Origin of the sequence: Streptomyces sp. NPDC049597 (genome assembly GCF_040675505.1) — a bacterium.
Classification (GTDB): Bacteria; Actinomycetota; Actinomycetes; order Streptomycetales; family Streptomycetaceae; genus Streptomyces.
The window spans coordinates 98,296-120,604 of sequence record NZ_JBFAOY010000007.1 but is presented as its reverse complement, the minus strand read 5'-3'; the positions used below and the strand labels follow the sequence as shown (position 1 = coordinate 120,604).

Sequence of the window (22,309 nt, the reverse complement as noted above, 5' to 3'; positions counted from 1 at the left end):
CGGAGAGCCTGGCTACCATCATGTTGGCCAATTGACTCAGGCATCAGATCTAGTCAAATGACTCTACTCAACTTCGCGAGGCCGTCGCAACGCCCTGCCGAAGGGTGGCCGGGAAGTCCGGGCACGTGATGCCGGGCTGGTCCGACGTGCTGAAACGCATCGTGTGAACAAGGTGGGAAGTGACCCTTATGGACCAGACCATTGAGCGCGTCGACGTGGTGATCGTCGGCGCCGGCCTCTCAGGCATCGCGGCGGCGGTCGAACTGACGGCGACGCACCCCGGGCGGTCGTTCGTCATGCTCGAGGCGCGCGACGACGTCGGGGGCACGTGGGACCTGTTCCGGTACCCCGGGATCCGCTCCGACAGCGACATGTTCACGCTGGGGTACGGCTTCAAGCCGTGGACCGCCGAGAAGTCGATCGCCTCGGGTGAGGCCATCCTCGACTACCTGAAGGAGACCGTCGACGAGTACGGGCTGGGGCAGCACATCCGCCTCGGGCGCCGGGTTGTCGGTGCCGACTGGTCGCAGGGCGACCGCTCCTGGATCCTGGAGGTCGCGGGCCCCACCGGTCGCGAACGCGTCGCCTGCTCCTACCTCTACATGGCCGCGGGCTACTACGACCACGACGGCGGCCACAAGCCGGAGTTCCCCGGCCAAGCGGCATTCCGCGGATCGATCGTCCACCCCCAGCAGTGGCCGGCCGACCTCGACTGCGCCGGAAAGCGGGTCGTCGTCATCGGATCCGGTGCCACCGCGATCACCCTGGTCCCGGCCCTCGCCCGGACCGCGTCGAAGGTCACGATGGTGCAGCGGTCGCCTTCCTACGTGGCCATCGACTCCGATGTCGACGAGGAGGCCAACCGGCTACGCGCGGACATAGGCGGCGAGGAGGCGTTCACGCGGATCCGGCTGCGCAACCTCCAGGACCAGCAAGCGAGGTACCAGTTCGCACGCATGGATCCCCAGGCCTTCAAGAAGCCCCTCTTCGATGACATAGAGAAGATCGTCGGCCGCGACTGCCGGGAGAGGCACTTCACCCCGACTTACGAGCCCTGGGATCAGCGCCTGTGCCTGGTGCCCAACGGGGACCTCTTCCATGCCATCCGTGACGGCAAGGCCGAAGTGGTGACGGGGCACATCGAGACGTTCACCGAGAGTGGCCTTCGTATGACATCCGGCGAGGAGGTCCCGGCCGACGTGATCGTGACCGCGACCGGCCTGAAACTCGTCACGCTGGGGAAGATCCGGTTCAGCGTGGGCGGTGAGCCGATCGACTTCTCGAAGACCGTCACCTACAAGGGGGTCGCGTTCAGCGGGGTCCCGAACCTCCTGATGGCCTTCGGCTACCTCAACTCCTCCTGGACGCTCCGCCTCGAACTGGTCAACCGGTTCTGGAGCTCGCTGCTCACCAGGATGGACGAGCTGGGCGCGGCGGTCGTGACGCCTGTGCTGCGCGACGAGGACCAGGGCATGCCGCGCGGGCCCTGGATGAAGGACGTCTCCTCGGGCTACCTCGTGCGCCACATGGATGACATGCCGGCCCAGGGCGACCGCGAGCCGTGGATCAATCCCCAGGTCCACGAGCAGCTGAAGGACCTGCTGAGCGCGCCTTTCGAGGACGGCGTCCTGCGCTTCGCATAGCGCCCGGCAAGGAGCGATTTCTTTGCCTCCATGTGATTGACGCCCACGCTTCACCGAGACTACGTTCAAGTCAAACGACTCAGTCAAGTGTGCAAGTCATTTGATCGGGATTCTGTGGAGGGCGCCGGCACCCCGTGTTCGGCCGCGAATGATTGAGGTGAGTGCCCATGAGTGGCGCTGTGAGAATCGAGGTCGAGGCGGATCCGACTCCGCTCGTACTCTCGCTGGCGAGGGTCTTGCGCGAGAGCGCGGCGGTTCCCGAACTCCGTGACCTCCTCACGGGGCTGACCGGCACCGTGGCCCTGCGATCGGGGCTGGACGCCCAGGCCGCGACCCTGGTCTTCGCCGACTGCGGCGTGGACGTCCACCACGGCGTGGACGCGGGCGTCGAGGCGATCCCCCTCGTCCCCTTTACCGAGTACGCGCTGGCCGAGACGCCCGACCCGCTCGCCGAGGCCGTCGCGACGCTTCTGGACCCGCCGCTCCCCGAGTGGCGTGATGCCGCGTCGTCCTTCTGGGCGGCGAACCAGGGCTCGGAGGGGTTCCCCGAGGGGCTCCGCGTTGTCTGCTCGACCGAGGAGCAGGAGGTCCGCTTCGGCGAGGGCTCGGGGGCGTACGAGGTGCATGGCCCCGCAGAGGCGCTGTCGACGGTGTTCAGCGGTCGCGGTGATTCCTTTGTGTTCGGCCTCGCGCTCGGCGTCACCGTCGTCGGCAGCGTGGCGCAACTGTCGGCCATGTGCGGCGCGCACTGGAAGGTGAGATTCGGTGGCTGAGATGACCATGGATGAGCTTGACCGTTGGCTGGATGAGCACGGCATCACCTCCGTCGAGATCCAGGCGACCAACCTCGACGGCACGTTCGTCGGCAAGACCCTGTCGCGAGGCAAGTTCCTGAGCGGCATCGAGCAGGGATTCGCCTTTGCGGATGTCGTGTTCGGCAACGACCTGGGCAGCTTCCCGATCCTCGGTATGCCCTTCCCGTCGTGGCGCGGCGAGATGGAGGACATCTTCCTTCGCCCCGACCTCGGCACGATGTGCGTGTGGAAGCCGGGTAAGGCGGCCGTCATCGGCGACTTCTGGACCAAGGAATGCACTCCGGTCTCCGTCTGTCCTCGCAACCTGCTGCGCCGCGTCGAGGCCGACGCCCGGCAACTCGGTTTCACGGCCAACGCCGCCATCGAGATCGAAGCGACCGTGTTCGAGGAGCCGATTCGCGAAGCCCGCGCCAAGGGCTACGAGAATCTCACCCCGCTCGGCGGCACCAGCGGAAGCGCCTACGTGCTCGCCAAGGACGCGGACTGGCGCGCATACCTGGAGCGGGTGGAGGAGCGGCTGCGGGCCATCGGCATCGACTGGGAGGCATGGAACGACGAGGCCGCCGCAGGCCAGATCGAAATCAATGTCGCGATGGGCGATGTCGTCGCGGTCGCCGACCGGTGGGCCCGATGCCGCCAGGTGATGCGCGAGGTGGGCCACGAGCTCGGGCGGACCGTGACGTTCATGGCGAAGTGGTCGGACGCCTGGGGCCAGGCGTCGCACCTGAACCTCTCGCTGGGGACGCCGGACGGGAACGCCTTCTACAGCCCCGACGGCCTGTCCGACGCGATGAGCCGGTTCATCGGCGGCCTGATGCCGGCGATGGCGGGTACGACGTCGATCGCCCTTCCCTTCATCACCTCCTATCGCCGGCTCGTCCCTGCCGAGGGTCCGCCTACGACCATCACGTGGGGCGTCGGCAACAAGACGACGGCGGTGCGCGCCGTCGTGGGTCACCCGAAGCAGTCCCGCGTCGAATACCGCGTGCCCGGTTCGGACGCGAACATGTACCTGGTCACTGCGGCTGTTCTCGGCGCAGGTCTCTTCGGAGTCCGCAACGAACTCGAGCCGCCCGCCCCCTTCACCGGCATGGCCTGGTTCCTCCCCGACGGGGAGCTGATTCCGGCGAGCATCAGCCAAGCCACTGCGGCACTGGAAGACGACAAGATCCTTCCCGAGGCGCTCGGCCGTGCATTCGTCACCTACTGGACCGGCACGCGCCGGTGGGAGTGGATGTCGTTCCACACCATGGGTGGGGGCGATCCCGACTGCGGGATCACGCCGTGGGAGCGCAGCCGATACTTCGAGCTGGCATGAGCACCCGGATCGTAGCCGCCGTCCTGAACACGGCGCCGGGCCCCCTCGAGATCGAGGAGCTCGTGATCGACGATCCCGGACCGGACGAGGTCCTGGTGAAGGTGGCGTACGCCGGTCTGTGCCACTCGGACCTGCACGAGATCGACGGGACCTTCCAGTCGCAACCGCCGATCGTCCTCGGGCACGAGGCGGTCGGCCGGGTCGTGGCCGTCGGATCGGGCGTCTCGGAGTTCGCGGCGGGTGACACGGTCGTGACGTGCCTGTCCGTGTACTGCGGCACCTGCGAGTACTGCGTGACCGGGAGACAGACCCTGTGCGTGAACCGCTCACGGCTGCAACAGCAGCGATCCCGGCCGCGGCTGACCAAGCGCGACGGCCGACCGGTGCGGCCGACCGCCGGCGTCGGCGCCTTCGCGGAGATGATGCTCGTCCACAAGAACAGCCTCGTCTCCATCCCGGACAACATCCGTCTTGAGACGGCGAGCGTGCTCGGCTGCGCCGTCACGACAGGCATGGGCGCGGTCCTGCACAGCGCCTCGGTGCACACCGGGCACAGCGTTGCCGTGATCGGACTGGGCGGGGTCGGCTTCGCTGCCGTCCAAGCAGCACAACTGGCGGGCGCAGCGCAGATCATCGGGATCGACGTCGTGCCGGGCAAGCTGGAGCGGGCGCTCCATTTCGGCGCGACGCACGTGGTCAACGCAAGGGAAGCCGACCCGGTTGCGGCGGTTCGGGCGATCACCGGCACCGGCGTGCACCATGCGTTCGAAGCGGTCGGCTCGGGCACCACTGCCGGACAGGCGTTCGCCATGCTCCGGCCGGGCGGGACCGCCACAGTGATGGGCATGATCCCGGACTCGCAGCCGATTCCGGTCCGGGGGGCGGAGCTGTTTCTGGAGGAGAAGCGCATCCAGGGCTCGTTCATGGGCTCCAACCATTTCAAGGTCGATGTCCCGCTGTATGTCCACTTCAACCGCATAGGCCTGCTCCACCTCGACGATCTCGTGACCGCCCGGTGCGACCTGGCCACCATCAACGACGGATTCAAGGCCTTGGCGTCCGGACAGGAGATCCGCGTCGTCGCCCGGGTCGGGGAGGCGTGTACATGAAGCCGCTGATCGGAATCACGGGCCGCCGCCTGAGTCTGGGCATGGTGAAAAGGACGTCCCGCCGCTTCCAGTACCAGTTCACCGACTCGTACTTCAGCGCGTTCGGCGACAACGTGGCGGCCGCCGGCGGAATACCGGTCAACCTGCCGTTCAGCGTCGACGCGGAAGCCGTCGTCGACCGTCTCGACGGACTCGTCGTCACCGGCGGTCAGGATGTTCACCCCTCCCGATGGGGCGGCAGCGCCCAGGTCGACCCCGGAGTCGACCCGAGGTGGGACTTCGATGCGCCGGACGTCCAACGAGACGAGTACGAGGCGGCCCTGATCGTGGCAGCGCTCCAGGCCGACCTCCCGATCCTGGCCGTGTGCCGCGGTCACCAGCTGCTCAACCTCGTACTCGGCGGCACTCTTGTCGAACACCTGGAAGAGGGCCGGATCGTGCACGCGTCCCCGAACCTCGCACCCGACGACGGCGACGACGAACACACCGTCAGCTTCACGCCGGGAAGCCTCGCCCACACGCTCTACGGGCCCCAGCGCGTCGTCAACTCCTGGCACCACCAGGCGGTCGACCGCCTCGGCCGAGGACTGGCCGTCATGGGCAGCACCGCGGACGGAGTCGTCGAAGCCATCGGGCTCGCCGACAGCCCGGTGGTGGGTCTGCAGTGGCATCCCGAGTGGATGGCCTCGCCGGACCCCGTCTTCGACTGGCTCGTCGACCAATCGGCGGCGAACGCCCTCGGACCCGCCATGACAGGAGGCGCGCCGTGGTGAACACGGACCGAACGAGCACCGCACGTTCACTGGACGACTGGCTCGCCCTCAAGAGCCGGCTGAGCCTGCCCCGCGGAATGTGGATCAACGGCGAATGGGCCGCATCGAGGACGGGCCGGACGGCCACCCTCGTCAGCCCGCGCGACGGACTGCCCTTCGCGGACGTCCCCAGCGCAGACGGCGATGACGTGGACCGGGCTGTCCAAGGAGCCAGGCAGGCGTTCTCGACCCGAGTCTGGGCGGGCCTGGAGCCGCGTGAGCGCGGGGCCGTGCTGATCCGCTGGGCGGACCTGCTTGACCAGCACCGCGACGAACTGGCCCTGCTGCTCGCGCTCGAGATGGGCAAGCCGGTCACGGTGGCATGGTCCGTCGAACTGCGCACCGCCATCAACACGATTCGCTGGTACGGCGAAGTCGCGGACAAGCTGATGGACGAGTCTCCCCGCGGCCGCAACAACGCCGTCGCCCTGGTGACGCGGGAGCCGCTGGGGGTCGTGGGCGCGATCACGCCGTGGAACTTCCCGATGACACTGTCGATGTTCAAGATTCCCGCGGCCCTCGTGTCGGGGAACAGCGTCGTCGTCAAGCCCGCGACGCAGACGCCCCTCTCGCTCCTGCGCGCGGCGGAACTCTCCGCCGAGGCAGGCCTGCCGGCCGGGGTGCTCCAGGTGGTCACCGGCAGCGGTGCGACGGTCGGCTCGGCCCTTGCGCTGCACAACGACGTCGCCACGCTGACCTTCACCGGCTCGACCGAGGTCGGAAAGCAGCTGCTGACCTACGCCGGACAGTCCAACGCCAAGCCGGTCTGGCTGGAACTGGGAGGCAAGTCCCCCAACATCGTCTTCCCCGACGCACCGGACCTCGACGAGGCGGCGCGGATGGCCGCCTGGGCGATCTCCTTCAACAGCGGGCAGATGTGCACGGCGGGTTCGAGGCTTCTCGTGCACGAGGACATCCGCGACGAGCTGGTCGGCAAGGTGGTGGATCACCTCGGCCGTCACCGGATCGGCGATCCGCTGGACCCGGAGACCACGATGGGCCCTCTGGCGTACGAGGGGCATCGCGACGAGGTGCTGGACGAGGTGCGCAAGGGCATCGCGGAGGGAGCCCGGCTCGTCCTCGGATCGGACCGGAAGAGGACCGACGGCCTGTACGTGGATCCGGTGGTCTTCGTGGACGTGGACCAGCACAGCCGCCTTGCCCAGCACGAGATCTTCGGCCCCGTCCTGTCGGTCACGACGTTCCGCGACGATGCCGAGGCGATCGCGATCGCCAACAACTCCGACTACGGACTCGGGTCCGCGATCTGGACCGGCGACCTCGCCCGGGCCCACCGCCTGTCGCGGGAGATCCAGGCCGGCCTGGTCTGGGTCAACTGCTACGAGGAGGGCGACACCTCGGTGCCGTTCGGCGGTCAGAAGCTCTCCGGTCACGGGTCGGACCGGAGCCTCCATGGCCTGGAGAAGTTCACGACCTTGAAGACGACCTGGATCGAACTGGCCTGATCCGTCGCGAAGACGATCGGCAGTCGACCGGGGAAACCAGGATGCCCGCGGTTGATCGAGCAGTCGGACAACCGTCATTCAGATTGAGGGAGAGGATTCACGTGACAGCACAGAAGCAGGCCCAGACCCTGGTGTCTGTGGCGAATGACACGCCGGCGGACGAGATTCTCAAGATCGTGAACCGTGACGGCGGCGTCATCGTCAGGAACTTCCTGTCGAAGGATCAGATCGAGCGCTTCAACGCCGAGATCGAGCCGCCGATGGAGGCGCTCAACCCGGGTTCGACCCACGAGAACGAGATGGTGGCCGCGTTCCACGGCAGCAACACCAAGCGCCTGACGAACCTGGTGACGCACAGCGCCACGTTCCGCAGCGAGGTGATTGAACACCCCCTGGTCCACGAGATCAGCGACCGGGTCTTCCTGGAGGAGTCGGGCACGTACTGGATGACCACCGCCCAGGTGATCGAGATCGGCCCCGACAGCCCGGCGCAGATGCTGCACCGTGACCTGGAGAACTGGTTCCCGTTCATCGGGATGGGACCGGCCGGCCCGGAAGTCACCATCAACTTCCTGGTCGCCCTGACCGACTTCACGGAGGAGAACGGCGCCACCCGCGTCATCCCCGGAAGCAACCACTGGAGCGACTTCGAGGACCGCGGGACTCCCGAGCAGACGATTCCCGCGGTCATGAACGCCGGAGACGTCCTTCTCATCAGCGGCAAGACCGCGCACGGCGGCGGGGCGAACCAGACCGGCGACGAGTACCGGCGCGGCCTCGCCTTCACGTTCAACGCGGGCTTCCTCACCGGCGAGGAGGCGTACCCCTTCCTGGTCGACAAGGAGATCGCCAAGACGCTCTCGCCGCGCGTCCAGCGCATCCTCGGCTTCCGCTCCCAGTACCCGACGGGCTCTCCCGGCCTGTGGCAGGTCGACTACGCCGACCTGGGCGACTACCTCAACCTCTGAGGCCGGCCTTACCCGCTCACGGGGCCTCGTCGGCGACGCCCGGTGAGCGAGACGTCCCGCAGATGACCGTCCAGCGGCCTTCTGCGGGACGTCGCCATGGCATCGCATCCCGCGACACCACGCCCGGTACTGGGCGTCAGACAGACACCGGGGCGCCGACCGCCTTCCTGGGCGGCCTGTTCCGGCGACGTGCAAGGAAGGAACATCGAATGGGCCTGGAGTCATCGCGCATCGCCTTCGAGCGAGCCCGGCGCAGCGTGGGAGCAGGGGTCGGCTCCGGCCTCCGCGCAGCCATGCAGCCCCATCCGCTCTTCGTGAGCGAAGCCCGAGGAGCCCATGTCTGGGACCTCGACGGCGACCGATACATCGACTACGTCATGGCGTGGGGTCCCCTCGTCCTCGGGCACAGCGATCCCCGCATCGTCGACGCCGTACGCGACGTCGTCTCCCGGATGCAGGTCGTCGGCACCGGCCACGTCCTCGAGTACGCGGCGGCGGAGGCCGTTCTGCAATCCGTTCCGCACGGCGAACGCCTGCTCTGGAGCAACACCGGGACCGAGGCGGTTCAGGTCGCCCTGCGTTTGGCACGGGCGGCCACCGGGCGTCGGCGGATCGTGAAGTTCGCCAAGAGCTACCACGGATGGCACGACACCGTGTACGCCGGCCTGACCGACGCCGACACGGGTGAGGCCGCGGTGCCGGCGAGCAGAGGCCAGAGCCCGAGTGTGCTCGACGACCTCGTGGTGGCGCGGTTCAACGATGTGGAGATGATCGAACGCATCCTCGCGGAGGCCGTCGAACGGGACATCGCCGCGGTACTCGTCGACCCGATCATGAGCAACGCCGGTGTCGAATCACCCACGCAGGAGTTCCTGCAGACGTTGCGATCCCGCTGCGATCAGCAGGGCGTGGTGCTCATCTACGACGAGGTGATCGCCGGCTTCCGGATCGCTCGTGGTGGCGCGGCCGAGCGCTTCGGGGTGCACCCCGACCTCTCGACCTTCGGCAAGGCCATGGCCGGTGGATTCACCCAGAGCGCTGTCGTCGGTCGAGCGGACCTGATCGACCAGGTGACCGACGGTGTGGTCCACGCCGGCACGTTCAACGGAAACCCTGTCGCGCTGGCCGCAGTCCAGGCGACCATGGGAGTACTCGGGGACCCCGCCGTCTATCAGACGCTGGAGAGCGTCTCCGCCCAGTTCGAGCTCGTGATCGGGGACCTGCTGGCTTCCGCGCCACAAACTGCCCGCCTCAAGCGAGTCGGTTCCCTGCTTCAGTTCGTCCCGGAGCGCGAGGCCACGAGCTTGCATGGGACCGGCGGCCTCTGGTCGGAGATTCTGGGCGGGATGCTCGCCCGCGGCGTGTTGTTCATGCCTTCGGGCAAGATCTTCCTCAGCACTGCGCATCGCCAGGCAGACATTGATGCCACCGCCGACGCCCTCGAGAAGGTCCTGCGTCAGTAGCGGGAGGCCGCACAGGCTGAACAGCCGCCTGCGGCCCCGGGCCTGCTTTGTGATTGTCGCCCAGGTTCCTGACTGCCATCGGGCAGGTCGTATACCGGAACGGAGCAGGAGGCCTGGACGATCACCCCGGGCCCCTGGCGCGGGCAGATAGCTGGCGATCGGGAAGCGATGTGCCTGACGGACCAGGTCATCTCATGTCTTCGGTGGGCGCCGTGTCCTGAGACGGGCGACTCGACAACGACGCAGGAATGGGTCCTGGCAGGGGCAGCGGCCTGCAGCCGGACGAGGCACAGGCCGTCGAGTACGCGAACGGAGTCGAGTACGCACTCGCGTCTCGGCATCGGGTGAAAACTGACCGCTGATCAAGCGGGCGGATGAAAGCTGACCCACCTCGTGATCGTCCGATCATCCTGATCTTGATGGAGGATCAGGAGGAGAGGGTGATTATCAGCCCGATGACCAGACTTCCGCCGGCCATCATCAGCATGGTCGTGACCAGCACGAACTTGCGGCCGCGCCGGTCGGCGACGCGCCCGAAGACGATGCCGCCCAGGGCGCATGAGGAAGCCCACCGCGAAGACGGCGAGGGTGGACAGCAGCGCCGACACCCCGTCGGACGCGTTGAACATGGCGGTGGCGATGAACGGCGCGAAGACGGCGTAGGCGCTCCACTCGTACCACTCGAGGACGGGAACTCCAGGACGTCACGGTGATGTCGCGTGAGATGCGTCGGACGGTGGCTGCCAACGCGACCATCGCGTTCGTCTTCAACACAGTGATCGTGGCCGGCAGGGTTGAGGCGCTGGACAGCGGACAGGGTGCCTGACGGATACCGCTGATCTTCGGATGGTGGAGGGGCGGAGGCGGATCGTCTGCGCTGTGCGTGGTGAGCCGGCCTCCGCCCCCACAGTTCAGGGGGTGAGTACGAGGCGGATCGGGTCTCCGATCTTCTTCTCCAGCCGGGCGACGGCGTCTGCGGCTTCGGCCAGGGGGACGTGGGCGCTGACGGAGGGACCGAGGTCGATCCGTCCAGCGGCGGCCAGTCCGACGAGCTGTTCCACGTGCTCCGGTTCGGAGCCGTAGTGTCCGCGGATCTGCCGGACATTGAAGCAGAAGTCGATGCTGTCGGCGACGGTGACCGGCTCCGGGGTGAGGCCGGCGAGCACCAGGACGCCGTTCGGGCCGAGCGCGGTGGTGGCCTGGGCGCGGGCCGCTCCCACGCCGGCGAAGTCGAACGCGACGTCGATGCCCCGGCCCGCCGTGGCCTCGCGCACCGCCTCTGCGAAGTCTCCGGCTGCGGGATCCAGCGCGTGGTCGGCTCCGAAGAGGAGGGCGCGCTCGCGGGCGGAGGGCAGCGGGTCGACGGCGATGACGGGGGCGGCGCCGACCAGGCGGGCGAGCCGGATGCCGTGGGCGCCGAGGCCTCCAGCGCCCCAGATGCCGACTGCCTGCGCGGGGCGGACCGCGCCGGTGTCCACGATTGCGGCGTACGGGGTGGAGACGGCGTCGGGGATGATCGCCGCCTGGTCGAACGGCAGGTGGTCCGGAATGGGGAGCAGGGTGTCCTGCCGGGCGAGGGCGTACTGCGCCCAGCCGCCGTCGTAGTCCACCCCTCGGGTCAAGGGCTGGCGACAGGTCATGTGGCGCAGGCAGTCGGCGCAGTCGCCGCACGCCTGCCCGGCCTGGAGCACGACCCGCTGGCCGGGAGTCCAGTCGCCCTTCACGTCGGGGCCGACGGTGTGGACGATGCCGGCCACCTCGTGGCCAGGGGTGATGGCACCGGAGTCCCTGACGGCGTCCACGGGGTAGAAGGGGCTCAGGCTGCCGTCGATCAGATGGATGTCGGACAGGCAGACGCCGGCGGCCCGCACTTCGACGAGGACCTCGCCCGGGCCGGGAACCGGGATCGGGACCTCTTCGACGGCGAAGGTACGGGTGTCCAGGCGAAGCCGTCCGGCCAGCATGGTCTTCATGCGGAAACCTCGATGTGCTCGGTGAGAAGCGCGCATGCAGCTCATACGCGCGACATGGTCGACTGACCATGTCGCTCAACCGTGTCGGGTGACAATGTCGCCTGTCAAGCCGCTCCCACCGGGACGTTCGCAGGGGTCGCAAAGTTCCGATGCGCGACTGTGTCAATCAATGCAGTCAACCGACATGTTCAGCTGACAAAGTCGCGTGTAGGTTATTCGGCGACTGCTGGAGTGCAACGAAAGGCACGCTCATGACTCAGGTGTCCGTAGGTGCGGCGCGGGCGATCCCCGAGCGCCCCCCGCTGCCCCTCGTAGGCCACGCGTTCAACGTTCCCGCGGGCGCGGACTTCCTGGCCTACCTGCTGAAGGAGTTCAGGGAATTCGGGCCCGTGTACCGGCTGCGGGTCTTCGGGAGGGACACCGTCATGGTCGGCGGCCTGGACCTCGTGACCGAACTGTCGGACGAGACCCGCTTCCACAAGCACGTCCACGCCGACCTGGTCGAGGTCCGGGCCCTGGCCGGGGACGGTCTGTTCACCGCCTACAACCACGAACCGAACTGGCGCAAGGCCCACGACATCCTGATGCCCGCGTTCTCGCTCGGCGCGATGCGCAGCTACCACGCCCCCATGCTCAAGGTCGCCCGCTCTCTGATCGGCAAGTGGGACCGGCTGGCCGGGGTGCAGACGGTGGACGTGCCCGACGAGATGACCCGGCTGACCTTCGACACGATCGGCCTGTGCGGCTTCGGCTACGACTTTCAGTCCTTCCGCCGCGACGACCTGCACCCGTTCGTCGAGGCAATGGCCCGGGCCCTCGTCTTCGCCCAGGAGAAGGGCGAGTCCATCCCGGGCTCCGAGCTGTTCAAGAGGAAGAAGGTCGAGCAGTTCCGCGGGGACGTCGACCTGATGACGGACCTCGTCGACGACGTGATCAAGGAGCGCCGCGCCTCCGGCGACACCAGCACGGACGACCTGATGGGGCTGATGCTGCACACGAAGGATCCCGTCACGGGCGAGCCGCTGGACGACGTCAACATCCGGCACCAGGTGATCACCTTCCTGATCGCCGGCCATGAGACCACCAGCAGCGCGCTCTCCTTCGCCCTCTACTACCTGACCAAGCATCCGGAGGTGCTCGCCCGGGCCCAGGCCGAGGTGGACGCCCTGTGGGGTGACACCGACTCCCCGGACCCCCAGTACGGTGACATCGGCAAGCTCACCTACATCCGCCAGATACTCAACGAGAGCCTGCGGCTGTGGCCGACGGCTCCCGCGTACGCCGTCGAGCCGATCGAGGACACCGTCATCGGCGGCAAGTACCCCGTACGCAAGGGCGAATCGCTGATGGTGATCGCCTCAGCCCTTCACCGTGATCCGGCGTGGGGGGAGAACGTCGAGCTGTTCGATCCCGAGCGCTTCACTCCCGAGCGGGAGGCGGCCCGCTCGGTCCACGCCTTCAAGCCGTTCGGCAACGGCGAGCGGGCCTGCATCGGCCGCCAGTTCGCGCTGCACGAGGCCACCCTGCTGCTCGGCCTGCTGGTGCACCGGTACCGCCTGATCGACCACACCGACTACCAGCTGAAGATCAAGTCGACGCTGACCATCAAGCCCGACGGGTTCAGCCTCCGGCTCGCCCGCCGCACCAGCGACGAACGGCGCCTGCCCGCCGCGACGAAGGCGGACCCCGTCGCGGGCCGGACCGCGGCCCTGACGCGCCGGGCGAGCGGCACCGCGCTGACCCTGCTGCACGGCTCCAACCTCGGCACCTGCGCAGGCATCGCCCGCGACCTCGGCACGGACGGCGAGGAGCACGGCTTCACCCCGACCGTCGCCTCCCTCAACCAGTACACGGAGAGGCTGACCGGCACCAAGGGCCCCGTCGTCATCGTCGCCGCTTCCTACAACGGCCGCCCCACCGACGACGCCGCCGAGTTCGTCGCCTCCCTGGAGAACCTCGCCCCCGGCTCGCTCACCGGGCTGCGGTACGCCGTCCTCGGTGTCGGCGACCGCAACTGGGCAGCCACCTACCAGCGGATCCCCACCCTGATCGACGAGCGGCTGACCGCCGCCGGCGCCGCCCCGCTCCTGGAGCGCGGCAGCGCCGACGCCTCTGGTGACTTCGGCGGAGCGGTCGACCAGTGGACGGAAGACCTGTGGACGGCGCTCCTGGACGAGTACGGCGAGGCGGTCGCCGGCGAAGCGGCCGGCCCGGTACCGGAGGCGGAAGGGGAAGGGCTGTACGAGCTGGAGGACACCTCGGAGTCGGTCCTCGGCGGTCTCGCCGAGCGCCACGGCGTCCAGCCGATGGAGGTCCTCGAAGCGTACGAACTCGTCGACACCGACCACGAACTGGGCCGCTCCAAGCGGTTCCTGCGGCTCCGCCTGCCCGAGGGCGTCACCTATCGGACCGCTGACCACCTGGCCGTCCTGCCCAGCAACCCCGAGGCCCTCGTCCAGCGCGTCGCCGACCGCTTCGGCCTCGACCTGGACCGCAACGTCCGGCTGCGCGCCCGCCGCCGGAGCCGGGGCGCCCTGCCCGTCGACCGGCCGCTGACCCTGCGCCGCCTGCTCACCGACTTCGTCGAGCTCCAGGACCCGGCCACCCAGGAGCAGCTCGCCGTGCTCGCCGAGCACACCGCCTGCCCACCCGAGAAGCAGCCGCTCACCGCCTTCGCCACCGCCGACCCGGAGACCTTCCGGGAGCAGGTGACCGTCGCTGGGCTCAGTGTTCTGGACCTCCTGGAGCGCTACCGCGCGTGCGAGCTGCCCTTCGAGCGCTTCCTGGAGCTGCTGCCGGTGCTGCGTCCCCGGCACTACTCGATCTCGTCGTCCGCCGCGGCCCGGCCCGGCGAGGCCGACCTGATGGTGTCGCTGCTCGCCGCGCCCCACCGGTCGGGGGAAGGCACCTTCCGGGGCATCGCCTCGCACTTCCTGCAGACCGTGAACGCGGGTGACGTGATCCAGGCCCGGGTCCTGCCGTGCAGCGAGTCCTTCCGCCTGCCCCAGGACACCTCCGTGCCGGTGATCCTGGTCAGCGCGGGCACCGGCCTCGCGCCCTTCCGCGGCGCGGTCCTCGATCGCCACCACACCGGCTCGACCGGTACCCTGCTCTGCTACTTCGGCTGCGACCACCCCGACGTGGACTTCCTGCACCGGGAGGAGTTCGAGGCGGCCGAGGCGGCCGGCGCCGTCAGCATGCGTCCCACCTTCATGCACACGCCCGAGAACGGCACGCGCTTCGTCCAAGAGCGCATCGCCCGCGAGAGCGAGGAGGTGTGGTCGGTCCTGGAGGCCGGCGGACGCGTCTACATCTGCGGCGACGGCCGCCGTATGGCACCCGCCGTACGGGAAGCGTTCATGGCGATCTACCGTGAGCGGACCGGTGCGAGCGATGAGCAGGCCGTGGCATGGCTCGCGGAGCTCGTCGAGTCCGGACGCTACGTCGAGGACGTCTGGGCCGGCTGATTCTCACGAGGAGGCAGAGACGTTTGTGGGCGCACCCGGAAGGGTGCGCCCACGAACGTGTCCACGTCGTGTCAGGCCGTCGGCACGTCCGGGAGGTCGAGGCTCCCCTTGGCCAGCGCTACGGTCGCGGCCACGAGTGCCCTGAGGCCCGTTCGCTCAGTGGCGTCGTCCGGCAGGCACAGGAGGACCTGCATGGTGAGTCCGTCGAAGCCGGAGAGGAAGAACCGGGCCACCGTTTCCGGAGACTCGGCCAGTTTCTGCCCCGTCCTCTCGGCCGTCTCCGTGATCACCTGTGCGGTCACCTCTATGACCCGCCGGTAGTGGCTTTGCCGGGCCTCGTTGAGACCGGGCACACGCAGGGCGAACATGGTCAGCTCACTGAGCAGCTGGTGTTGCGACGTCGGCTCGCGCACGGTGCCCCACAGGGCCCCCGCCAGGGCGCTGAAGGTCTCCTCGAAGCCTGCGTCCTCCGGCGCCGCCCGCTGCACCTGCGCGACCAGTTCGTCGGTGATCTGGTCCATGACCGCGCGGTAGAGGTCCTCCTTCGTCCCAAAGGTGTAGTGGACGGTGGCCTGCGCGACACCGAGCTCTGCGGCGATGGCGCGGGTGCTCCCCGCGGCGACGCCCTCCCGGGTCATGAGGTCCATGGCCGCCTTGATCAACTGGGGGCGGCGCTCCGCCGCGGGAACATGAGCCATGTGCCCACTATATCGACTTAGTCGGTCGACACAGTCGGCTTGGTCGAGGGCTCGGCCACCGGCCAAGCGGACGCCCTGGTCGAACTCGCCCTATCCTCGCGGCCCGAGCGGTGTTTCGTTCGTCAGGTGGTCGGACCCGCTGCCGGCTGGGAGAGCCTGCTCGGCCCAGATGACTTTTCCCTCGAGACTGTGTCGTGTGCCCCAGCGTTCGGTGACCTGTGCCACCAGGAGCAGGCTGCGGCCGCCTTCGTCGAAGATCCGGGCGCGGCGCAGATGTGGGGCGGTGCTGCTGGCGTCGGAGACCTCACAGGTGAGCGTCGACTGGAGGATCAGTCGCAGCTGGATGGGGCTCTTGCCGCAGCGGATCGCGTTCGTCACCGGTTCGCTGACGGTCAGTTCCGTGGTGAAGGACATCTCCTCCAGCCCCCAGGCCGCCAGGACGTCGGATACGAAGCGGCGGGCCCCGGATACGGCTGCTGGATCGGACGGGAGGTCCATCGTGGCGACGCGGTTCGGGTCGAGGGCATGGGTCCGGGCGACGAGCAGAGCGACGTCATCGGCAGGGCGGCTGGGCAGCAGTGCGGCCAGCAGCTGGTCGCAGGTCTCCTCCAGCCAATCCGGTGCCGAGGTGAGGACATCGTGCAACGTCGCGAGTCCGAGGTCCGCGTCACGCGTGCGGCCGGCGATTAGCCCATCGGTGTGCAGGACCAGCAGGCTGCCCTCCCGTAGTTCGAACTTGGTCGTCTCGAAGGGGAGCCCGCCCAGGCCGACGGGCGGTCCGATCGGCACCTCGGGCAACTCGACCATGCTGGAGGTCCGGGTGGCCTCGCCGGTGGTCGAGGGGGTCACCACGGTCGGCGGGATATGGCCGGCACTGGCGAGGGAGCAGAGGCGGGAGACGGGGTCGTAGATCGCGTACAGGCAGGTGGCGCTGGTCTCGCCCTCGTCTCGCGACTCCTCGCGCTGCATCCGGACGACCACGTCGTCCAGATGCGTGAGGAGTTCATCGCGCATGAGATCGATGTCGGCGAAGGCACGGACGGCTGTGCGGAGTCGGCCCGTGGCGGCGGCGGCGTGCAGGCCATGACCGACCACGTCGCCGACGACCAGCGCCACGCGGGCCCTGGACAATGGGATGACGTCGTACCAGTCACCGCCCACACCCGCGTGGGACCCGGCCGGCAGGTAGTCGAGGCCGTTTCGACGGCCGACTGTTTCACTGTGTGCCGCGGCAGCAGCGTCCGCTGGAGGCTGAGCGCGGTGGAACGCTCATGGGTGTACCGGCGGGCGTTGTCGATGGACACCGCCGCCCTGGAGACGATCTCCTGTGCCAGCAGGAGATCGTCGTCGTCGAAGGGGACCGAGGTGCGATGGCGCACGAACTGCACCAGGCCCAGGGTGTCCCCGCGGGCGTGCAAGGGCACGAGGAGAACCGAGTGGAGGCCAAGCGTGCGCAACACTCGGCCGTGGGACTCGGACGGTGCCATCCACGTGGGCATCTCGGTCCCCGCGATGTGGTGCAGCACGGATCGTCCGGTGGCCAGTGCGCGAACCGGTTCCGAGTCGTCGGGGTAGGCGTGGGCCTCACCGATGCGGAGCAGGGACTCCGGACAGCCGTCGAGGAGGAGCGCTGGGCGTCTCGGCGCTGCGTCAGAGCCTCTGGCGAGCTCGTGCCCGTTTCGTCGAGGGCGGAGTCGAAGAGGTCGACAGTGACGAGGTCGGCGAAGTCCTCGGTGCAGACCTGCGTCAACTCCTCTGCAGTGCGGGTGACGTCGAGCGTGGTCCCGATCCGCTTGCTCGCTCTGTTGGTGAGGGCGAGCCGACGCTGCAGCAGATGGTCGCGCTCCTCCTGGTAGGCGGCGACGACCTCTTCCGAGGAACGGTCCACGTGGTCGAAACCGATCGCGACCAGCCTCATCGCGGCCAGATGGATCGTGTGCCAGTCGCTGGTGAGGCGGGGAGCGTCGGCCTGCACCTGTTCGAGCAAGCTGAGGTGGCCGAGCCGGTAGGCACGGAGGAGTCTGCTCACCGGGATTCCTCGCCGGGCGTAGAGGCGGCCTGCTTCCAAGGCGGCCGGAGGAGCCTCCGACGCGCTCGCACCGGGGTGGGTCTCCAGGAGATCCAGAAAGGCGGTGACGCGCTGGGCTGTCTCCGCCAGGGCCAGAGCTTCAATGTCCGTGTCCTCCCACACCTCGGGGAGTTCGCCGTTCAGGCGCTGGAGCAGCAGGCCGGTCAGCTTCTGTGGTCTGAGGTGGCGGGCCAGCTGACCAAGGAACGCATCGACTGACCAAGGAACGCATCGACGGCGGTTCCCATAGTGCGAATGTACGGGAAAGCCTTGGCGTGCGCTCCTCGGACAGCTGCGGCAGCCCCGTGACCTGGTCCGATCCAGCCCGGTGACCGCCGTTCGGGAGGGGAAGCCGCTGGTCCAGACCCCGTCACCGTGACCGAGCACTACGGTCGAAAGTCAGGGGGTGTCTGAGCTCGGGACAGCAGACGTCCGCCGTGCGAAGAGCCCCGGGAACGATCGGGACTCGGGCTCTCGCCCTGTTCCAACTCGTCAGTCCCGGAGTCGCACGCGACGGTTCAGCCTTGCGCGGCCGCCTGCAACTGGTGCAGGACCTTGTCGAGGGCGTCGGCGGTGGCATCGATGTCCGCCTGGCGATGCGCGGTGCTGAGGAAGATCTTGCCCGAAGGCATGAACATCACGCCGTTGGCGAACATTCCGCCCAGTATCTGCGGCCAGTGACCGCCGGTCCCGTGCAGGCCGGTGGCATCGCGCTCCGGGACGAACTGAAGCAGAGAACCGATTTGGTTGAGGCGGGCAGCCTGAGGCGCGGAGGCGAGCAAGGCGCCGATCACGCGCTCGAACCGAGCGGAGACGCGCTCCAGCGTCTGATAGACGGCTCGTCCGCGAGAATTCCCATGGTCGCCTGGACAGCGGCCAACGCGACAGGGTTTCCGTTGAACGTCCCGGCGTGGACCACGCCGTCGGTCACCTGGTCGATCAGGTCCGCTCGTCCGACGACGGCGCTCTGGGTGAAGCCGCCAACGAAGAGCGGATGGGGCTGCGCGGAGGCCGGAGCCGACCCCTGCTCCCACACTGCGCCGGGCTCGCTCGAAGGCGATGCGCGATGACTCCAGGCCCATTCGGTGTTCCTTCCTTGCCGGAACAGGCCGCGGGATGCGATGCCATGGCGACGTCCCGCAGAAGGCCGCTGGACGGTCATCTGCGGGGCGCGTCTCGTTCACGAGGCGTCGGCGACGCGGCGGCGTGAGCTGATGGGGCCGGCCTCAGAGGTTGAGGTAGTCGCCCAGGTCGGCGTAGTCGACCTGCCACAGGCCGGGAGAGCCCGTCGGGTACTGGGAGCGGAAGCCGAGGATGCGCTGGACGCGCGGCGAGAGCGTCTTGGCGATCTCCTTGTCGACCAGGAAGGGGTACGCCTCCTCGCCGGTGAGGAAGCCCGCGTTGAACGTGAAGGCAAGGCCGCGCCGGTACTCGTCGCCGGTCTGGTTCGCCCCGCCGCCGTGCGCGGTCTTGCCGCTGATGAGAAGGACGTCTCCGGCGTTCATGACCGCGGGAATCGTCTGCTCGGGAGTCCCGCGGTCCTCGAAGTCGCTCCAGTGGTTGCTTCCGGGGATGACGCGGGTGGCGCCGTTCTCCTCCGTGAAGTCGGTCAGGGCGACCAGGAAGTTGATGGTGACTTCCGGGCCGCCGGGCCCCATGCCGATGAACGGGAACCAGTTCTCCAGGTCACGGTGGAGCATCTGCGCCTTGTTGTCGGGGCCGATCTCGATCACCTGGGCGGTGGTCATCCAGTACGTGCCCGACTCCTCGAGGAAGACCCGGTCGCTGATCTCGTGGACCAGGGGGTGGTCGATGACCTCGCTGCGGAACGTGGGGCTGTGCGTCACCAGGTTCGTGAGCCGCTTGGTGTTGCTGCCGTGGAATGCGGCCACGATTTCGTTCTCGTGGGTCGAACCCGGGTTGAGCGCCTCCATCGGCGGCTCGATCTCGGCGTTGAAGCGCTCGATCTGATCCTTCGACAGGAAGTTCCTGACGATGACGCCGCCGTCACGGCTCACGATCTTGAGAATCTCGTCCGCCGGCGTGTCATTCGCCACGGACGTCAGGGCCGCCTGGGCCTTCTCCTGTGCTGTCATGTGAATTCTCTCCCTCAACGTGAACTCCGGTTGATCGGACATCCGATCGGCCGCAGACATCCTGGCTTTGGTGGTCGACTGCGCGTTGTCTTGGCGGCGGTCAGGTGGGTTCGATCGTCATGGCGTTTCCTTGCTGTTCCTGTGGCGGTTGCTTCACTGTCGCCAGCCACGACCGTCGGCGAGAACGACAGCGAGCACCTGCTTTGCTTGGGCCCGGTGCACGATGCACAGGCCGGTCGCATCGCCGCTCTCATACGGTTATCGACAGCCGAGCGCCGCCGACGGTCGCGCCGCTGCCGGTGGTTTCTCGGCGGCCGATTCGGCATCCGACTCTTCTTGCGCAACCACAGCGGATCTATCCGGTGACGCCGTCCCGGTCGGATCCGACGCCTGCCCGGGGGCCACCACGGTCAAAAGTCAGGGCGTGCCCCTGATCTCCCGCCGCCTTCACTGCCGTGGGCCGGGTCCGTGCGGTCCGCTCCCGCGGACGTGCGCTGCCGAGCCATCCGAGGAGGAAGGCTGCCGGGACGGAGACCAGCCCGGGGGTGTGGAGCGGGAACAGGTTGAAGTCCTGCTCCGGCAGCAGCGCGTATTTCGTCCCGGACACAACGGGGGAGGCAAGGGTCAGGAGTGTGCAGAGGGACAGCCCTCCGTAGACGAGCCACAGCAGCCCTCGGCGGTTGAAGCCGGTCCAGAGGAAGGAGTAGACGAGCGCGGGGAACACGCATGAGGCCGCGAGGCTCAGTGAGAAGGCGAGGAGGAACTCGATGGGGTAGCGGTGCACGGCGGTGGTGAGGAGAAGGCTTACGGCGCAGAGCGCGACGACGGACAGCCGCACGACTGCCGGCTCTCCGATGTCGATCCTGGCACGGCCTTTCTGCCCGATCAGGTCGCGGGCCACGGAGACGGCGGCGGCGAAGGTCACGCTCGCAACGGCTGTGAGGACGGCGAGGAAGGCGACACAGGCCACGAGGGTGATGAGCACGACCCGGCCGGTGGAATGGTGGGGGAGGACCTCCGATGCCAGGAGGATCGGGGCTCCCTGTCCCCTCGCATCGACTGCCCCGATCTGTCCGCTGCCCACCACCGCGGCCGCGGCGAAGCCGGTCGTGATCAGGAGCAGGTAGAAGAGGCCGGTCAGCCCGACGGCGACGCTCAGTGAGCGCCGGGCGGCGGGTACGTCCCGGCTGGCGCTGACGCGCAGGAGCAGGTGGGGCATCATGGCGGTGCCGAGGATGACGACGATGTGGTCACTGAGTGTGCCGAGCGGACCGACGTCGGCGATGTGCGCCCACAGCCCGGGGCTGAGGTACTCGTCCGGTGACATGCTCTTGTCCACGGCGGCCGACAGCAGAGATGCGGGACTCCAGTCGAAGAGGCGGAGCGCCACCAGAATCACCGCAGTGAGTGTCGCCAGGGCTACGGGCACCTTGGCGACCTGCACGAAACTGGTGCCGCGCAGATCGGCCACGCCGGCGAAGCACGTGATGAGGCATCCCATCATCACCGTGCACACCACCTGGGCCGTCTCGGTCGGCATGCCGATCAGAAGAGCGGCGGTGATGCCGCCGGCACGCAGTTGGACCATGAGCAGGGGTACGGCGATGCACAGCGTCACCACCGCGCCGGCGATCCGCGTTCCCGGTCCCTCAGCACGCAGGGAGAACAGCTCACCGAGGGTGTAGCGGCGGGTCGCGCGAATCCTGGAGGCGAGGAGCAGGAAGACGCCGAGTGCGAGGGCGCTGTCGACGGCAGTCGAGACTCCGTCGTAGCCGAAGAGGGCGATTGCTCCCGGCAGCGAGACCAGAATGACGACCGTGATCTGTTCCCCCGCCATCGCGACGCCGTTGAAGACGGGTGGGAGAGACCGGCCGGCGACGTAGAGGCGTTCCGGGTCGTCGTCCTGAGTGGCGAGGGTGAAGACCCACAGCAGGCAGAGGCCGATGAAGACGAGGAAGGCAATGATGACCGCGCCCCTCGCGGCGGGGCCTATGAGGTCGGGCGAGCTGACGCTCAGGAGGTACGTCGTCACCACGTGCCCCCGGCCGGACGAGAGGCAGCGGTCGTCGCCGACGCCGGTTCGCAGGAGGACACGGCCCGGTTCTCGTACCACCACGTCCCGCCGACGAGGACGACAAGCTGCGTGAGCGCCCATCCCATGGCAAGGGTGAGACGTCCGTACACGGAGATCTCTCCGAGAGTCGTGGAGCAGGAGAGCAGGACACCGACGGCGAGCGGCAGCGCGTTGATCGTGACCAGGACCCGTGTGTCGCGGGGTGTGGGTTGGGAGGGAGCGGAGGGCACGGTACCTCTCTCTGAAGAGCAGGAAGACGGAGACAAGAAGGAACGGCATGCCTGCGACCGCGGCGTACGAGCTGGACGGCCTGGCCGCGACGAGGTCGGTGAGGAGCTC

Annotated in this window: 18 protein-coding genes and 2 pseudogenes; 11 read left to right on the top strand and 9 right to left on the bottom strand. The window is 68.3% G+C overall.

Annotated features, from left to right (window positions below):
- Positions 1-188: 188 nt before the first annotated feature.
- The 9 genes and pseudogenes from AB0K02_RS11120 to AB0K02_RS11080 form a co-directional block, all read left to right on the top strand.
- On the top strand, positions 189-1,643 hold the full coding sequence (locus AB0K02_RS11120; RefSeq protein WP_365992087.1) for an NAD(P)/FAD-dependent oxidoreductase: 1,455 nt from the start codon (positions 189-191) through the stop codon (positions 1,641-1,643).
- Positions 1,644-1,810: 167 nt separating this feature from the next.
- Complete coding sequence (locus AB0K02_RS11115; protein ID WP_365992086.1) at positions 1,811-2,416, top strand: hypothetical protein; 606 nt, start codon at positions 1,811-1,813, stop codon at positions 2,414-2,416.
- A gap of 1 nt (position 2,417) precedes the next feature.
- Complete coding sequence (locus AB0K02_RS11110; protein WP_365992192.1) at positions 2,418-3,776, top strand: glutamine synthetase family protein; 1,359 nt, start codon at positions 2,418-2,420, stop codon at positions 3,774-3,776.
- Positions 3,773-4,885 carry a Zn-dependent alcohol dehydrogenase gene (locus AB0K02_RS11105; RefSeq protein WP_365992085.1) on the top strand — a complete coding sequence of 371 codons (1,113 nt, stop codon included), beginning with the start codon at positions 3,773-3,775 and terminating at the stop codon, positions 4,883-4,885. The genes AB0K02_RS11110 and AB0K02_RS11105 overlap by 4 nt, the downstream gene beginning before the upstream one ends.
- Positions 4,882-5,658, top strand: a complete 777-nt coding sequence (locus tag AB0K02_RS11100; protein WP_365992084.1) for a gamma-glutamyl-gamma-aminobutyrate hydrolase family protein — start codon at positions 4,882-4,884, stop codon at positions 5,656-5,658. Before AB0K02_RS11105 ends, AB0K02_RS11100 begins: the two co-directional genes overlap by 4 nt.
- Complete coding sequence (locus AB0K02_RS11095; RefSeq protein WP_365992083.1) at positions 5,655-7,163, top strand: aldehyde dehydrogenase family protein; 1,509 nt, start codon at positions 5,655-5,657, stop codon at positions 7,161-7,163. Before AB0K02_RS11100 ends, AB0K02_RS11095 begins: the two co-directional genes overlap by 4 nt.
- A 101-nt stretch (positions 7,164-7,264) precedes the next feature.
- Entirely contained in the window at positions 7,265-8,131 is an 867-nt protein-coding gene (locus AB0K02_RS11090; RefSeq protein WP_365992082.1) for a phytanoyl-CoA dioxygenase family protein, read from the top strand.
- 62 nt (positions 8,132-8,193) lie between these two features.
- Positions 8,194-9,594: an aminotransferase class III-fold pyridoxal phosphate-dependent enzyme gene (locus tag AB0K02_RS11085; RefSeq protein WP_365992081.1), complete on the top strand. Its 1,401-nt coding sequence runs from the start codon at positions 8,194-8,196 to the stop codon at positions 9,592-9,594.
- Between the two features lie 700 nt (positions 9,595-10,294).
- A pseudogene (locus AB0K02_RS11080) lies at positions 10,295-10,420 on the top strand (DUF1345 domain-containing protein); the annotation flags it as partial.
- Between the two features lie 85 nt (positions 10,421-10,505).
- Here AB0K02_RS11080 and AB0K02_RS11075 read toward each other — a convergent pair.
- Positions 10,506-11,567 (bottom strand): zinc-binding dehydrogenase, encoded by a 1,062-nt coding sequence (locus AB0K02_RS11075; RefSeq protein WP_365992080.1) that lies wholly within the window; start codon positions 11,565-11,567, stop codon positions 10,506-10,508.
- A 251-nt stretch (positions 11,568-11,818) separates the two neighbouring features.
- Here AB0K02_RS11075 and AB0K02_RS11070 point away from each other — a divergent pair, with 251 nt between their 5' ends.
- Positions 11,819-15,034: a cytochrome P450 gene (locus AB0K02_RS11070; protein ID WP_365992079.1), complete on the top strand. Its 3,216-nt coding sequence runs from the start codon at positions 11,819-11,821 to the stop codon at positions 15,032-15,034.
- Positions 15,035-15,105: 71 nt separating this feature from the next.
- On the opposite strand, the gene AB0K02_RS11065 is transcribed toward AB0K02_RS11070, so the two are convergent.
- From AB0K02_RS11065 to AB0K02_RS11055, 3 genes and pseudogenes are all read right to left on the bottom strand, one after another.
- A complete protein-coding gene (locus AB0K02_RS11065; protein ID WP_365992078.1) occupies positions 15,106-15,732 on the bottom strand; it encodes a TetR/AcrR family transcriptional regulator in 627 nt (208 codons plus the stop codon).
- Positions 15,733-15,822: 90 nt separating this feature from the next.
- The gene (locus AB0K02_RS11060) at positions 15,823-16,863 is read right to left on the bottom strand and encodes an ATP-binding SpoIIE family protein phosphatase (RefSeq protein WP_365992077.1); all 1,041 of its coding nucleotides are present in this window, start codon (positions 16,861-16,863) and stop codon (positions 15,823-15,825) included.
- Between the two features lie 224 nt (positions 16,864-17,087).
- A pseudogene (locus tag AB0K02_RS11055) lies at positions 17,088-17,258 on the bottom strand (hypothetical protein); the annotation flags it as partial.
- A gap of 308 nt (positions 17,259-17,566) precedes the next feature.
- Between AB0K02_RS11055 and AB0K02_RS11050 the strand changes: the two are divergent.
- Positions 17,567-18,019, top strand: coding sequence for a hypothetical protein (locus tag AB0K02_RS11050; RefSeq protein WP_365992076.1), 453 nt, complete (start codon positions 17,567-17,569; stop codon positions 18,017-18,019).
- Positions 18,020-18,318: 299 nt separating this feature from the next.
- On the opposite strand, the gene AB0K02_RS11045 is transcribed toward AB0K02_RS11050, so the two are convergent.
- The 5 genes from AB0K02_RS11045 to AB0K02_RS11025 form a co-directional block, all read right to left on the bottom strand.
- Entirely contained in the window at positions 18,319-18,594 is a 276-nt protein-coding gene (locus tag AB0K02_RS11045) for a hypothetical protein (protein ID WP_365992075.1), read from the bottom strand.
- Complete coding sequence (locus AB0K02_RS11040; protein ID WP_365992074.1) at positions 18,591-18,962, bottom strand: aminotransferase class III-fold pyridoxal phosphate-dependent enzyme; 372 nt, start codon at positions 18,960-18,962, stop codon at positions 18,591-18,593. Before AB0K02_RS11040 ends, AB0K02_RS11045 begins: the two co-directional genes overlap by 4 nt.
- Before the next feature lie 64 nt (positions 18,963-19,026).
- On the bottom strand, positions 19,027-19,896 hold the full coding sequence (locus tag AB0K02_RS11035; RefSeq protein ID WP_365992073.1) for a phytanoyl-CoA dioxygenase family protein: 870 nt from the start codon (positions 19,894-19,896) through the stop codon (positions 19,027-19,029).
- Between the two features lie 355 nt (positions 19,897-20,251).
- On the bottom strand, positions 20,252-21,928 hold the full coding sequence (locus AB0K02_RS11030) for a transporter (protein WP_365992072.1): 1,677 nt from the start codon (positions 21,926-21,928) through the stop codon (positions 20,252-20,254).
- Positions 21,925-22,200, bottom strand: coding sequence for a hypothetical protein (locus tag AB0K02_RS11025; RefSeq protein ID WP_365992071.1), 276 nt, complete (start codon positions 22,198-22,200; stop codon positions 21,925-21,927). The genes AB0K02_RS11030 and AB0K02_RS11025 overlap by 4 nt, the downstream gene beginning before the upstream one ends.
- Between the last annotated feature and the right edge of the window lie 109 nt (positions 22,201-22,309).

Excerpts from the sequence above, each read along its gene's own strand:
- AB0K02_RS11120 (WP_365992087.1), top strand. The coding sequence starts at position 189 with ATGGACCAGACCATTGAGCGCGTCGACGTGGTGATCGTCGGCGCCGGC.
- AB0K02_RS11115 (WP_365992086.1), top strand. The coding sequence starts at position 1,811 with ATGAGTGGCGCTGTGAGAATCGAGGTCGAGGCGGATCCGACTCCGCTC.
- AB0K02_RS11110 (WP_365992192.1), top strand. The coding sequence starts at position 2,418 with ATGACCATGGATGAGCTTGACCGTTGGCTGGATGAGCACGGCATCACC.
- AB0K02_RS11105 (WP_365992085.1), top strand. The coding sequence starts at position 3,773 with ATGAGCACCCGGATCGTAGCCGCCGTCCTGAACACGGCGCCGGGCCCC.
- AB0K02_RS11100 (WP_365992084.1), top strand. The coding sequence starts at position 4,882 with ATGAAGCCGCTGATCGGAATCACGGGCCGCCGCCTGAGTCTGGGCATG.
- AB0K02_RS11085 (WP_365992081.1), top strand. The coding sequence starts at position 8,194 with ATGACCGTCCAGCGGCCTTCTGCGGGACGTCGCCATGGCATCGCATCC.
- AB0K02_RS11075 (WP_365992080.1), bottom strand. The coding sequence starts at position 11,567 with ATGAAGACCATGCTGGCCGGACGGCTTCGCCTGGACACCCGTACCTTC.
- AB0K02_RS11070 (WP_365992079.1), top strand. The coding sequence starts at position 11,819 with ATGACTCAGGTGTCCGTAGGTGCGGCGCGGGCGATCCCCGAGCGCCCC.
- AB0K02_RS11065 (WP_365992078.1), bottom strand. The coding sequence starts at position 15,732 with ATGGCTCATGTTCCCGCGGCGGAGCGCCGCCCCCAGTTGATCAAGGCG.
- AB0K02_RS11050 (WP_365992076.1), top strand. The coding sequence starts at position 17,567 with ATGGTCGCGCTCCTCCTGGTAGGCGGCGACGACCTCTTCCGAGGAACG.
- AB0K02_RS11040 (WP_365992074.1), bottom strand. The coding sequence starts at position 18,962 with ATGACCGTCCAGCGGCCTTCTGCGGGACGTCGCCATGGCATCGCATCC.
- AB0K02_RS11035 (WP_365992073.1), bottom strand. The coding sequence starts at position 19,896 with ATGACAGCACAGGAGAAGGCCCAGGCGGCCCTGACGTCCGTGGCGAAT.